Source organism: Pseudomonas sp. QLc11A (assembly GCF_052112305.1).
GTDB classification, from domain to species: Bacteria; Pseudomonadota; Gammaproteobacteria; order Pseudomonadales; family Pseudomonadaceae; genus Aquipseudomonas; species Aquipseudomonas laurylsulfatiphila.
Genome location: NZ_JAVAJJ010000026.1, coordinates 44,206 through 58,413 on the forward strand (window position 1 = coordinate 44,206; position 14,208 = coordinate 58,413).

The 14,208-nt window shown below is 60.8% G+C and carries 9 protein-coding genes; 1 reads left to right on the forward strand and 8 read right to left on the reverse strand.

What is annotated here, in order from left to right:
* On the reverse strand, positions 1 to 618 hold the full coding sequence (locus tag Q8X48_RS27960) for a hypothetical protein (protein WP_407802436.1): 618 nt from the start codon (positions 616 to 618) through the stop codon (positions 1 to 3).
* A complete protein-coding gene (locus Q8X48_RS27965; RefSeq protein ID WP_407802437.1) occupies positions 615 to 1,910 on the reverse strand; it encodes a sialidase family protein in 1,296 nt (431 codons plus the stop codon). The genes Q8X48_RS27960 and Q8X48_RS27965 overlap by 4 nt, the downstream gene beginning before the upstream one ends.
* A 273-nt stretch (positions 1,911 to 2,183) precedes the next feature.
* Between Q8X48_RS27965 and Q8X48_RS27970 the strand changes: the two genes are divergently transcribed.
* Positions 2,184 to 3,086 (forward strand): universal stress protein, encoded by a 903-nt coding sequence (locus tag Q8X48_RS27970; RefSeq protein WP_015095326.1) that lies wholly within the window; start codon positions 2,184 to 2,186, stop codon positions 3,084 to 3,086.
* 104 nt (positions 3,087 to 3,190) lie between these two features.
* On the opposite strand, the gene Q8X48_RS27975 is transcribed toward Q8X48_RS27970, so the two are convergent.
* The 6 genes from Q8X48_RS27975 to Q8X48_RS28000 form a co-directional block, all read right to left on the reverse strand.
* A complete protein-coding gene (locus Q8X48_RS27975; RefSeq protein ID WP_407802438.1) occupies positions 3,191 to 5,551 on the reverse strand; it encodes a tetratricopeptide repeat protein in 2,361 nt (786 codons plus the stop codon).
* Between the two features lie 197 nt (positions 5,552 to 5,748).
* Positions 5,749 to 8,262 (reverse strand): fused MFS/spermidine synthase, encoded by a 2,514-nt coding sequence (locus tag Q8X48_RS27980; protein WP_407802439.1) that lies wholly within the window; start codon positions 8,260 to 8,262, stop codon positions 5,749 to 5,751.
* 266 nt (positions 8,263 to 8,528) lie between these two features.
* On the reverse strand, positions 8,529 to 10,109 hold the full coding sequence (locus Q8X48_RS27985) for an arylsulfatase (RefSeq protein ID WP_095967039.1): 1,581 nt from the start codon (positions 10,107 to 10,109) through the stop codon (positions 8,529 to 8,531).
* 69 nt (positions 10,110 to 10,178) lie between these two features.
* Positions 10,179 to 11,207 carry an HAD family hydrolase gene (locus Q8X48_RS27990; RefSeq protein WP_407802440.1) on the reverse strand — a complete coding sequence of 343 codons (1,029 nt, stop codon included), beginning with the start codon at positions 11,205 to 11,207 and terminating at the stop codon, positions 10,179 to 10,181.
* Entirely contained in the window at positions 11,204 to 12,631 is a 1,428-nt protein-coding gene (locus Q8X48_RS27995; protein WP_407802441.1) for a hypothetical protein, read from the reverse strand. Before Q8X48_RS27995 ends, Q8X48_RS27990 begins: the two co-directional genes overlap by 4 nt.
* Entirely contained in the window at positions 12,628 to 14,208 is a 1,581-nt protein-coding gene (locus Q8X48_RS28000) for a VWA domain-containing protein (protein ID WP_407802442.1), read from the reverse strand. Before Q8X48_RS28000 ends, Q8X48_RS27995 begins: the two co-directional genes overlap by 4 nt.

Consider the following 14,208-nt stretch of genomic DNA (forward strand, 5'->3'; position numbering starts at 1 on the left):
TCAAACGGTTCGGGATGCTTTAAACACTGGGCTGGGTTGTTTGTTCAGGCAACCATACGTCCAGCGTGTGAAAAGCATCAGAAGTGCCGCACAGCAAAACAGACCCAGTAGTGGATCAATCAGGTAATCCCAATAGTTTTGCGAAGGTTTTATCCCGGCGATGAAGGCCAGGGTCGCGCTGGACAGCATCACGACGGCCAGGCTGTTGCGCAGGTAAAACAGGCCCAGAGTGAGCAGTGCGAAGAAAATCAACATCGGGCGCGGGCTGTATCCAAGTCGATAAGGATCCAGATCGCTCAGACCAAGGGTTGCCGGGTACAGCACCAGGGCCAACAGGGCGAACATGATCAGAATGCAGGTTTTACCCTGCCGCGCAGGCGGCAGGTAGCCCAGCCGACGTAAACAGCCCCATGCCATGAACACCAGTGACGTGATCGCAAGGTCATCGATGTGGCTGCGCAAATACGTGGCCAACGACAACCCGTCCAGCGGTATGAAGCTGGCGGCCAGCAAGGCGGCCAGCAGCGCGATACGCCAGCTCCTGTTCAAACCGAAAGACGGCAGCAAGAGGAAGATGATCATCGCGAAGCAGACATGGGCTTGCCAAAGGTTAATCATTTGAGTCGCTCGGACAGCCACGCATCGTTGAAAGTAACGTGCTTGATGAAAGTGTTGTTCCAGGAATAAACCAGGTGATACATGCCGTCCGGGCTGCGGATGAAATATGGATATTCATATTCAAACTCGCAGCCTCGGGGGTTACAGACACGTGTGTCGAGATTGTTCAGGAATTGCGCCTCCAGAGGTTGGCGCAGCGCGCCACTGGAACCGCGGAACTCATTGCCTATGATTTTTTTGTAGGCCTGGGGTGAAAACGGATCTCCTTCCGGATCAGGTGATTTGTCCAGGTCACGCAACGAGCGCCAATCGTCCATTTTTTCGTCGGTGCCATAAAGGCTCAGCTTGAAGCGCCCCTCTTGCAGGTCATTGAGCGCTACCAGCAACCCATGCTCGGGGGTTGCGACGGCCGCCAGCGAGGAGTTCGGATTCCATGGCTCGAGCGGATAAGGTTCACTCCAGTTTTGTCCGGCATCTTCAGTGCGGGTTGCCAGAACACGGTGGTGGGTGTTGCCGGCATAACGCAACAAGGCGATGCCGCGCTGCCCATCCAGCGGAACCACCGTGGGTTGCAATGAGTTCTTGCCGTGGCTGATGCGGTATTTGTCGATCACATCACCGTCTGCGCTCAAGTAGAGGTACTCGGCAAACTTGCCCAGGAACTCGTGGTAGACCGGTAAACCGATGGAGCCGTCGGCATGAAACACGGGGGCGGACCGGACCAGGGTACTGATGTTCAGAAAGGGGGACGTGATCAGTTGGCGCGGAGCGGACCAGTTTTCACCGAAGTCGTCGGAAACCATCACGTTGACTGCACTGCCGGCCCAGCCGCCCATGGACACGGATACGTAGAACAACCACAGGCGTTTATCCGGCGCCAGTGCAATCACCGGGTTGCCCAGCTTGCGAATGTATCTTTGGGTGCCCTGTTGGGTCGAATTCCGTGTCGCCAATACCCGTTCAGCACCCCATTCGCCGGTTTTCGCGTCGAAGCGGGCGGAACGCACCTGCACATCGGCTGCGCCTTCGCGAGAGCCGGCAAACCAGGCTGTCATCAAACTACCGTCAGGCAAGGCTGTTACGGCCGAGGAGTGCACGAAGTCCACCAGCCCGGACGAGGCGAAACGGCTGGTATAAATGGGCCTGGCCACTTGATCGGTCACAGCCTTCACTGGATTCATCGCAAAGGACGAATGCGTGTGGGCAGGATTGAGTAACCATGCGGTCACAAACAGGCAAGACAGTGCGAGATAAACACCGAGGGCAGGAATACTGGGTAGCTTGATGCGCATTTGAGGCTAGGCATCTCTTGGCCCGATCGAGGGCCATAACTTATCACCTATAGTTGCAAGATCGATTTTATGCAAATGAAGTATTTGTAAGTAAATGTGTTCATGGCGTCGCCGCTTTTGAAAAAGTCGACTCGGTGAAGTGGGGGATTGATTGAATCCAGGCGTATATTGATAGTGTCGATCCAGACAGTTGAGGCGATAGTAAATCGTCGGTGGTGTGACAGGCCAGAGCGCTGGGGGAATTGGATATCCCGGAACGTTTGGAGGTGTTACATGAGCCAGTATCAACGACTCTTTCTGATAGCAGGTCCAGCCATGCGCCACACCCCGGCGTTGGAACGAGCTATCGCCATTGCCCAAGCCACTGGTGCAGCGCTGCACATCACGGTGTTTATCGAAGACTCCAACCTCTTGGGTTTGATGAGCGCAGGTGCGCGTTTTCGTGAGGCCTGTCAGCAAGAGAACGAAAAGTGGCTCAAGGATGAGGCCGAGCTAATTCGCGGGCACGGGGTCAAGGTGAGTACCGAAGTGCTTGTTACGCGAACCGCGCTGCAAGAAATACTTGTGCATGTGGCAGAAATGCAGCCGGATCTGGTTATCAAGGACGTGCAACACGAGTCGGCGCTCAAACGCGTTTTCATTACGCCTCTGGATTGGCACCTGTTGCGCGAATGTCCGGTGGCTGTGCATCTGGTCAGCGAAGTCAGGTGCCCACTTCCGCGAGTGGTAGTGGCGGCAGTCGATCCGTCACAACCCGAGACTCAGATCACTGGCATCAACGACCGCATCATCCAGGCGGCGAACGGATTGTCGATGCAATGCAGCGCGGAGCTGCATCTGCTGTATGCCTACGATCTATCGCTGACACATATATCCGACGCAGGTGCTGGTGCAGTGACGATGCCGGGCTTCAGCAGCGATGTGCGCAAGTCACTGCAAAAGTCATTTATCGCACTGGCCGACCACTACGGCGTGCCCACTGAGCGACAACACTTCGTTGAAGGGCCACCTGGCAAAGCACTGGCCGACTTTGCAGCGCATCACCGGGCCGATGTGATCGTCATGGGAAATGCGCATCGCAAGGGACTGGGCAAATGGGTGGGCAGTACGACGGAGCATGTCCTGTATCAAGTGCCCTGCAACATTCTCGCCGTTGCGGGATCCGCGGATCAGTGAATGGATTGGCTGTTACACCGCAAAATGGCTCGCTCCTACGGAGATCACATTGATTTCCCAGGAGCGAGGCTTGCCCGCGAGAGGCCTTTGAGCCAGCCCCCCGATCATTTCAACGCCGGATCCCCCATGTTCATTTTCTTCCAGCCCTGCAACAGCACCTGGGCCTTGGGCTCCTGGCCGTTGGCCAGGTAATACTGGATCAGCGACAAGCGGGCATTACGGTTGGCCGGTTGCTCTTTCAACAGCCGTTCCAGTTCGGCGCAGGCTTCGTCAATCTTGCCGCTGTCATGCAGGGCCACTGCCAGTACGTAGCCGAATTGCCCACTCTGCGGTTCCAGCTTCGCGGCCTGGCGCAGGTACGGCATGGCTTGAGCCGCCTGGCCGGCACGAATCAGTGCCAGGCCCTGGGTGTATTGCAGCAGGCCCGAGTCAGGATGGTCCTTGAGGCTTTGCGCCAGCAGGGCATGACTTTCCTGGCTGCGACCGTTGGCCTCCAGCCACTGCACCAGGGTGACCAGCGCCGGGTAGAAGTCCGGATCGCGCTGCAGGGCCGTGCGCAGGAATCCTTCGACTTCTGCGTTGCGACCGCTGGCCTGATACAGCATCGCCAGGTTGAGGTTCGCTTCGGCGCGTTCGAGCAGGTTTTTCTGCACCGCCTCGTATTCGGCGATGGCGGCATCCCAGCTGTTCTGGGCCGTGCCCAGGCCGTTGTGCGCGACACTGAGCAGGTCACGGGCGGCGGCGATGCGCACGGCCCTCACAGGGTCACTCAACAAGGGTGTCAGCAGTGGCGCACGTTCCGCTGGCGGCAGGAAGGCGCTGAGTGCGCGGATGGCGCTCTCACGGACTTGCGGCGCCGGGTTGTTGAGGTCCCTGGTGGCCAGTTTCAACGCTTGCTCGCTCGGATACTGCGCCAATTCGCCAAGCAGCGTCGCGCGCTGGATCGCCGGCAGGTTGCTGCGTTGCAGTTGTTCGATCAAGGCCTGTGCGGCACCGGCCTGACCGTTGCGAATCAGCCACAGGCTTTCGTCGTAGCGAGGGGCTTGTACCGCGCTGGCGTTGGCGGTGTTCCACAGCTTGAACTGCTCGGTGACCTTGTCGCCGGCCTTGCCCTGGTGGCAGGTCAGGCAGGCATCAGGCGTACCGAGTTTCTTTGCCCGCTCAGGGTTGGGGATGCTGAAGCTGTGGTCATGCCGGAAGTCATTGCCCATGTAGAACTTGCCGGGCATGTGGCAATCCACGCACTGCGAACCCGGTTGGCCCATGGTGTGGCGGGTGTGTTCGACGGAGTCGTAGTTTTTCGCTTGCAGGCCTTTGCCGTCGACGCCTTCCACGGTGGTTTTGCCGGCGGTGTTGTGGCATTGCAGGCAGACACCGTTGCCTGGCGCTTTCAATTGCGTGCTGTGCGGGTTGTGGCAGTTGCTGCAACGCACGCCCTTGTCGAACATTTTGCTTTGGGCAAAGGAGCCGTGTTCGAACACTTCGTCCTTGATCTTGCCATCCAGCGCGTACAGCTCGCGGGTCAGGACGCTCGGGAGGTAGTCGTCCATCAGCCGTTTGCCGACCGTGTAACCGTCATCCAGAGGCGCGCGGCGCGAGTGGCAGCGGGCGCAGGTTTCGAGTTCGACGGTGGCGTTCTTGTCCTTGAGGTCGACGGCAAAGCCAGCATGGATCAGATCGGTCTTCTTCACCGTCCATTCCAGGTGACTGGATGCGGGGCCATGACAGGCCTGACAGCCGACACCCAGGCTGTTCCAGTGGCTGTCGAAGGTGTTTTTTGCCGCGTCGAAATTGCGCTTGAAGCCGGTGGTATGGCATTCGACGCACATGAAGTTGGCGTTCTGGCTCGGTTTGCTCCAGTGCAGCGGGTTCTTGAAGTTCACGCCCTGGCCCGGGTAGAGGTGAAACCAGCGGTGCTTTTCGGTATCCCAGGCAATGCCAAGGGCCTGCAACCGGCCTTCGCCGACCTCGATCAGGTACTGCTGCAAGGGGGCGATGCCAAAGGCATAGGCCACCTTGAAATCGGCATTCCTGCCATCGATGCCCGGTGTGTTGACCCAGTATTCGTCGCCTTTGCGCGAGAACACCGTGGTCTCCTTTTCGGCCTTGAAGGTGACGTTGTTGAAGTCGCCGAGCATCGTGTCCGCGTTGGCTTGCTGCATCGCCAACTGGTGATGGGAGCCTTGCCAGTCCTTGACCTGCTCGCCGTGGCAACCCTGGCATTGTTGCTCGTCGACCATTTTTGCAGGCGCGATGGCGACGGGTTGCGGTTTGGCCGGTTGAACAGCAGGGGGGCTGACGGTGACCGGCTTGGGCGGCGTGGGTGTACTGCTCAGCAAAAACCAGCCAATACCCGCCACAGTCAGCAACAGGATGCCGATGGTGACGGGGAACAGATAACGGTTGATCAGGGTCGGTTGCGAATCAGGGTTTGGCTGTGCAGCTTTGTTTTTATTTTTCGGCATTACGACTTCCATGGTCCAGGTGCGATTGCCGTCAGGCGCGCGTTGAGGCTTGATGCAGCTTTGCCGGAGGGTCGGCGTCTGTCAAATGGCATTGTTTTGAGGCAGATGGCCCCTTCGCGGGCAAGCCCGCTCCCACACTGGATCTGTGAGCGCCACAAGTCCCCTGTGGGAGCGGGCTTGCCCGCCAAGGCACCCAATCACTCCCCGACAAACCACCGGTAATACGGATTCCCGGAATCCCCGCGCATCACCTCGCGCATCTCCCTGGCCCAACCCTCACGGTCACCCTCATAGGCATGCAGGCTCGCCCGGTAGAACTGCATCAGTCGTTGTTGCTGATTGTTCATGCGCTCGATGAACCCGGCATCGGCGTTCAGCAGTGCTGGTGGCTGGTGCAAGTCGAGCAGGGCCGGCAGTACCCGTGTGATCTCCTTGGCCCGCACCCATGGCGCGTATTCGATGCGCGGCTGATCGTCCGTCACCGGTTGTGCGTCGCCAGCGAAGCGTTCAAGCCCCGCGCGATCAGTCACCCAGGTGGCGAGCAACGCCGCAGCCGAGCCGATGCCGACATCCTGCAAGGTGCTGCGGACGCTGTCCTGCTGGAAGCGAGCGTTGATCTTCGCTGCATCCAGCTCAATCGGCTCCATCGAACCCACCAGCAGCATCTCGTGGAACTCGCTGGTCCACAGGGTCGCGTAGGGGAACACGTCGAGGAAGCTGCGCACCAATGAGCGCGAGTCGTCGATGTTCTGCGTCGGCAGCGGCAGCCATTGGGCGACCAGGCCCTGTTTTTGCAAACGGCTGGCGGCCAGTTGGTAGAAGTCCCGGGAGTACAGGTTGACCACGCCGGCAGCGGAGGGCGGTGGCGGTTCAAGGGTGATCAGGTCGTAGCGCTGGGGATTGCGCAAGAGTTCCTGGCGACCGTCGCGCAAGCGCACATCGACACCCGGATCGGCCGCGGCATTGAAATTGCCCTTGAACAAGGGGGCCGCCTTGACCACCGAGGGCAGCAGTTCGGCGACCACGCGATGTTCCAGGGCGGGGTAGCGGGTCAGGGCGCCGGCGGTGATGCCGGTGCCGAACCCGATCACGAGCGCCGAACGCGGTTCACCGTTGTGGATCAGCAAGGGCAGCAGCGCCTGAATCCGCATGTAACGCAGGGACGGCATGGCGTCGCCGGTATTGGACACGCCCTGGATATACAAACGCTGGAACGCCCGTTCGCCCTTGCCCTGGGTGACCACGGCGACGGTCCCGCCACGGCCTTCTTCGTAGAACGTCAGCGTGCCATTGCGCGCGCCCGGCAGCAGGCTGGCCAGCTTGTTGACCGGCGTGAACACAGCCAGTGCCAAGGACACCAGGCCAATGGCAACCACCGCCTGACGCCGGCCTTTCTTCACGCCATGACCCTTGCGCACGGCGAGGTACGCGATTCCGGCGGCGATCATCGCCAGCAGGCCCAGGGTCCGTACCAGGCCCAGCATCGGGATCAGGACAAAGCCGCAGAGCATCACGCCGATGATCCCGCCAAGGGTATTGAATGCGACGACTTCGCCGACGTTGCGCCCCACCTGTGCGCCGCCGACGCTCAAGCGCAGGGCCAAGGGGAACGCCGCACCCAGCAACAGGGTCGGTACAAATACAATGCTCAAGGCCGCCACCGCAAAGCGCGTGCTCATGCCCGCCAGTTCACTGCCGCCCCATGACAATACCCAGGATTCAGCCAGGGTCTGGGCGAGCACCAGCCAGCGTCCCAGCAACGCCACTTCCAGCAAGGCAATCGCCCCGGCTGCGGCAATCAGCAAACCGAACACCCCCCAGGGATCGCGCAGTCGATCGACCCGACGGGCCAGCAGCATGCTGCCCAGGAACAACCCGGTAAGGTAGGTTGCCAGCACCACGGCAAAGGCGTAGGTACGGGTGCTCATGAATTGCACGATCGATTGCGACCACACCACTTCGTAGCCCAGCGCTACGCCACCGGCAATGGCGTACAGCCACAGGGCCAGGCGGTCGGGGGCTTTTTGAACGTGATGTTTCGCTACCGTATCAACGGGGGCCACGCGCCGGCGCTGGAACCACAGGGCTCCGGCGGCGGCCAGCAGGTTCAGCATGGCAGCGGCCAGCGCACTGCCGCGCACGCCGAGGGTGGCAACCAGCACGAACGCGGCGAGCAGGGTGCCGGCGATGGCCCCGGCGGTGTTCGCCGCATACAGTTGCCCGCCGGCCTTGCCCAGGTGTTGCGGGTCAGCGGCCAGGGAGCGAACCAGCACCGGCAAGGTGCCGCCCATCAGCAACGCGGGAATACCCACCAATGCGAACGGCAGTACCCAGGCCAGCAAGCCCACGTGCGCTTCCAGCCAGGCAAACGGGCTGGCCGCCAGGCTCATGGCGAAGGTCGCAGCGACGCCCAGCAGCGCCACCAGCACTTCCAGACCGGCGTAGAGCACAACCGGTTGCTGCATCCGGTCCGCCCAGCGGCCGAACAGCAAGCCGCCCAAGGCCAGTCCGGCAAAGAACGCGCTGATCCCGGTGGTGATGGCATAGACCTCGACGCCTACGACCAACGACAGCTGCTTGATCCACAGCACCTGATACACCAGCGCCGCGGCGCCGGAGACAAACAGCAGCAGGGCGGGGATCAACAGCGCCGGGGAGGCGACTTGCGGGGCAGGTATGGCCGACGACTTGCTGGCGACACGTGAGGTCATTGCAGATTGCCTTGTACTGGTACGTTAAAACAGTGACTGCTGGATCTGAGTCAGTCAGATAATTTCAAACCTTACAAAAACCAATGTGGCGAGGGGGCTTGCCCCCGTTGGGTTGCGAAGCAGCCCCATGCGTTGTTTCAGGCAAATCAAATCGCCTGGTTTGCGACTGCTTCGCAGCCCAACGGGGGCAAGCCCCCTCGCCACAGAATAGTGTTTGCCACAAAAAAGTCCGCTCGCCGGTGAGGGCGAGCGGCGGTCTGGCGGTCTTACTGTGCAGCTTTCATTTTTTCAGCGATCTTGGCATCTACCGCAGCGCGGATCTGGTCGATGCTGAAGCTCGCCGGTTTCTGGCTTGGCGGGTATTCGATGAACGTTTGCAGGAACCCGGCCGCTTTTTGTACGGCTTGCGCGGCGAGGTAGACGTTTTTGGTCTGCCAATCGTAATACTGGTCGGAAACCACGTCGGCCCGTTCATACGGGTCCATCCTCAGGTTGAAGATTTTCGGTACGCGCAGGCACACGAACGGTTCGCTCCAGACTTTAAAACCACCGGGCTCGCGTTGTTCGCAGAACACCACTTTCCAGTTACCGAAGCGCATCGACACCAGCACGCCGTCGTCGTTGAAGTAGTAGAACTCCTTGCGCTCGCCTTTAGGCTGTTGGCCGGTCAGGTAGGGCAGCTGGTTGAAACCGTCCAGGTGCACTTTGAAGTTGTTGCCACCCGAGGTCGGTGCCCACCCCTTGAGCAGCTTTTCCTTCACGTCGGTTTCGCCCGCGGCTGCCAGCAAGGTCGGGAACCAGTCCATGCCCGAGAACAGCTCGTTGGAGACTTCACCGGCCTTGATCTTGCCCGGCCAGCGCACAATGGCCGGCACGCGGTAGGCGCCTTCCCAGTTGGAGTTCTTCTCGTTACGGAACGGCGTGGTCGCTGCGTCCGGCCAGGAGAACTGGTTCGGGCCGTTGTCGGTGGTGTAAACGACAATGGTGTTGTCGGTGATTTTCAGGTCATCGAGGGTCTTCAGCAGTTTGCCGACATCGCCGTCGTGTTCCAGCATGCCATCGGCGTAATCGTTGCCGGGCATGCCGCTCTGGCCCTTCATCGAATCGCGCACGTGGGTGAACAAATGCATGCGTGTGGTGTTCATCCAGACGAAGAACGGTTTATCGGCCTTCGCTTGTTTCTCGATGAACGCTTGCGCCGCAGCGGTAGTTTCATCGTCGATGGTTTCCATGCGCTTGGTGGTCAGCGCACCGGTGTCTTCGATCTTGCCGTCGGCGAAGCTGTGGATCACACCCCGCGGGGTGTTGGCCTTGACGAACTCGGCATCGTCTTTTGGCCAGTACGGACGCTCAGGCTCTTCTTCGGCGTTGAGGTGGTACAGGTTGCCGAAGAACTCGTCGAAACCGTGGTTGGTCGGCAGGTATTCATCCTTGTCGCCCAGGTGGTTCTTGCCGAACTGGCCGGTGGCGTAGCCCTGGGACTTGAGGGCCTGGGCGATGGTGATGTCACGCTTTTGCAGGCCAACCGGTGCGCCTGGGATGCCGACTTTCGACAGGCCGGTACGCAAAGGCGTCTGGCCAGTGATGAACGAAGACCGGCCGGCGGTGCAGCTGTTCTCCGCGTAGTAGTCGGTGAACATCATGCCTTCTTTGGCAATGCGGTCGATGTTGGGCGTCTTGTAGCCGACCACGCCCATGGAATAGGCGCTGATGTTGGTCTGGCCGATGTCATCGCCGAAGATCACCAGAATGTTGGGTTTTTCAGCGGCTCCGGCCGTTGCCGAAATCGCCATCACCGAGGCTGCCACCAGGGCGAGTTTCGGTAGCCACTTACCTATGCGAGTCATCTGACTGGCTCCTTTTCACTGCGTCGCTGAATGCGACAAACGTTTATTGCGGTCCTGCGTCACGCTTTTTTATTGCACTTGCTCGGGTGTGGCGGCGTCGTACGGATAGATCCGGCGCCATTCGGACGCCATGTCGACGACTGTCCAGCCACGCTTGTTCGCTTCGTCCAGGGCCTTGTCCAGGCGACCGATCTGCGACTGTCGGTCGTAAGCCCATTCACGCTTGGCGTCGGTATGGTGCACCAGTCCCATGAATCGTTTGCCGGGACCGGCGGCGGTCCACTGGAGCATTTGCAGGTCACCGTCGGAATTGCCGAACGCGAGGATGGGACGACGACCGATTACCGCGTCGATGCTTTCCGGCTTGCCTGGGCCATCGTCATTGTGGGCCAGTTTTGGCGTGCGCAAGATCGACGCCTGGCCGTCCTTGTACTGGAACGCGGTGACGAAGGTGGTGCCGATGACTTGTTCCGGTGGAATGCCGTAGACCTTCTCGGCAAAGGCACGCATGAACCCCGTATCGCCACCGGAGACGATGTAGGTCTTGAAAGCGTTACCGCGCAGGTAGTCGAGCATCTCCAGCATCGGCTGGAAGATCATTTCGGTGTACGGCTTGCCGGTTTTCGGATGCCTGGCCTGACTCAGCCAGGTCTTGGCGTAGTCATCGAACGCTTCGCTGGTCATGCCGGTGTGGGTCGCACCGAAGATCTTCATCATGCCTTCCAGGCCGCTGGCGGCCAGTGCCTTGTGGTCATTTTCCAGCACGGCCTGGAACGGTTGGGTGGTTTTCCATTCCGGGTGCTGCGCCGCGGTGCGTTTGACTTCTTCGAGGGCGAACAGCAATTCGAAGTACATCGGCTGCTCGCTCCACAAGGTGCCGTCGTTATCGAACACGGCAATTCGGTCTTCAGGTTTGACGAAGTCCTTGCTGCTTTGATCGGTCACCGCCTGCACGAACTCGATGATCTGCTTTTTCGACGGCCCGTCGTTCCACGAGGGCAGCGGTTCGGCTGCCTGGACCAGCAGCGGCAGGCTCAAGGCCAGGGTCAGCAGGAAGCTGAATACGCGAGGATGGCGTAACGATATCGAATTCGTCATGGGAAACCCTTCTTGTGAACGGGGTTGAGCGGATGAAGAGCAGAGGAGACTGATTCTCTGTTGCACTCGGCCTGACTATGCAGCGTAGACAAGGATTCCCTGATTTGGCGCAGGGCCTGCTCTTTGTCCGTTTCGCGGCCGTAACAGGCCCGCAGGAAGCTTTGCAGGCGCGGGCCGAGACCGGTCAGTTTCAGGCCCTGGCGGCTGCGTCGGGTCCACAGGTACAGGGCGCTCAATTGCGTCGGTTTGCTCCCCAGTTGTGCCGGAATCTGCTGCCACGCGTAGTCGGCGGACTCGAGCCAGACGGCGTGCCGGGCGCGGCGGCGGGCCTGCCACTTGAGGTGCGCGCGGCGTACGAGCGGGCGACTGAACCAGCCCAGGGCCCCCACCGCCAACGCCAGTGCCAATAGTCCGAACCAGTGCCCGGAAAGGTGCAAACGATTGTGCTGGCCGAGTTTTTTCAGGTCTTCGGTGATTGAAAATACTGGCTTGTAGGCGCTGTTGGCCGCGGCGTCGAAGGTCACGCCAGGCACCATAGCCGTGCGGGTTTGCTGGCTGCTGGCATCCCACCATTTCAGTTCGACGGCCGGCAGGCTGTAGTGGCCTTCGGTATCGATTCGATACGTCACGCTGTCGATGCGCTGGCCGCCGATGAAGTTGCCGCGACCGTCATCCAGATTGCGGATTTGCGCTGCTTTCGGGTAGCGGCTCAGGCCCTTGATGTTGTCCAGCGTCGGAGTCGGCAGTGACATGGCCAGGGCACCGTCGGCCTGTAGCGTCAGTTCCCGGGTGATGCTGTCGCCGACCTTCAGCGGCGTGGCCGAATGGATGGTCTTTTGGGTAAACCGCAGCCCTTGAGCCACCAGCACCGCCTCCCCGGGCTGGAATCCCGGCGGCTGTGCGGCGTTGAAGTGCAATGGCTGACTTTGGGCGCTGAGTTCGTGGCTGGCCTGGCTCGGTGTGGCTTGTACCCTCAGCGCCGGAATGTCGAAGCCCTGGGCCAGGTTCGGCGTGATCAGGTAGCTGTAGCGCATGCCGCTGAAGGATTGGCCGTCGATCGTCTGGTTGATGTGCTCGGCATGGCCGTCCGGTGGCATCACCAGTGCGCCGGGTAACTTCAGGTCGGGCAGGGTGGGGGCGCTGGTGAACCAGGTGTCGGTGAAGACATCGAGTTGCAGTTCGACCAGGCTGCCGACCATGACGGGGTCGGCAGGTTGCAGGGTGGCGCTGACCCGCAGCTGGGGTTCGGCGGCGAGGGTGCCAGTGCTGATCAGGCAAAGGAGCAAGGTGCCGAGTTTTGTGGTGAGCGATCTGGCCCTTTCGCGGGCAAGCCCGCTCCCACAGGGGATTTGTGGTGGGCGCGGATCAAATGTGGGAGCGGGCTTGCTCGCGAAGGCCGCGACTCGGTCTTGAAGGCAGCTCATGGCTTGGCCCCCGCCTGATCCTGCAAGCTGAACTTCTGCTTGAGAAACTTCGCCGGCGACGTGGTCAGGTTCTGCAGCCACTGCTCATCCGAGGCCGCTTGTTGGGTTTCCATCTTTTTGCTTTGCCCTTTACCCGGCGCCTTGTCCATCTTGATTTCGTCGGGTTTGACCTCTGGTGTGTTCTTCTCGGCGCTTTCGGTGTCTTTCTGCAAGGCGATGGCCAGGGCCAGGTTGGCCGTGGCTTCGGGGAACTGCGGTTGCAACTTCAGCGCCTGGTTATAGGCGGCGATGGCCTGATCGAACTTGAACCGGCGCACGTAGATATTGCCCAGGTAGAAATACGCCTGCGGTGTGTTCAGGCGCGCGAAACTGGCCAGTGCCAGGTCGAAATCGGCCGCATTGTAGGCGGCCACGCCTTTCCAGTAGGGATCGACGAACAGCGCCGCCGCCTGAGGGTAGTGCTGGTGTTCGAAGGCCCAGCGGCCTTGCTGGTCGCGGGTGAAAAAGGCATCGGTCAGCGCGTTGGCCTGTGCCGGCGCCGGTTGCAGGCCCAGGCCCACCGCCAGCAGCAGTCCAGCCATCCAGTTCACGCTCCAGCCCCTGCGCACACTGAAGAAGGCTAACAGCAGCAGGGGCCAGCACAACCAGTAGCCGGCGTCTTTCCAGTGCAACTCACGCTGTTCGTCGCTGGCTGACTGGTAGTGCTGCTCGGCATGCAGTTCGATCCAGTCCAGATCGTCATCGTTGAGGGTCAGGCTGCCCAGCGGGGCATCCAGCGTTGAGGCAAGCTGCTTGAGGACGTCCTGGTCGAAACTGCCGAGTTGCGGGCGACCATTGCTGTCGATGCGCGGCTGGCCGCTGGCATCGCGGATGATCCCGCCGTCGGTGCTGCCGGCCGCCAGAATCAGCACTTGCAACGCACTGCCAGCCAGTCGTTTGTCCAGCCCGGCCAGTGCCGTGGTGTCGGCGCCATCGGTGATCAGCAGCAGGGTACCGGGTGTTTTTTCGGCGGCCAGCAGGCGCTTGGCCTGATCGATAACGGCACCGACATCTTTCCCCGGTTTTTCGATCAGATCGGTGCTCAGGGCCTGAATGAAGGTATCGAGCAGCGCTGGATCGTCGGTGGCGGGTAAAACCAGATGCGCGCTGCCGGCATAGGCAATCAAGGCGTTGCGCGAACCGGCGCGGCGCTGGACCAGGTCGTGGAGCTTGTGCTTGACCGCTTCCAGGCGACTGGGTGGGACATCGCTGGCGTCCATGGACGGCGACAGGTCGACGGCGATGATCAGCGGCGCGCGGTTTTCCAGAAAATCCGGGCGATCCTGTTCCCAGGTCGGCCCGGCGGCGGCGAGGGCGCCCAGTACCAACAGCGCACACAGCAGATGCACCGGGCGCAGGCGGTGTCGGTCTTGCGGGGTGATGAGCAGATGCGGCAGCAGGTGCGCAGCGATGTTGCTGCGCAAGCGCCGTTGCAGATCCTGGCTATGTCGCCACAGCACTGGCAGCAGTGCGCCGAACACGGCGAGCAACAGCCACACGGGGCGCAGGAAATGGAAGTCGCTGAGGTTGATGTCCAC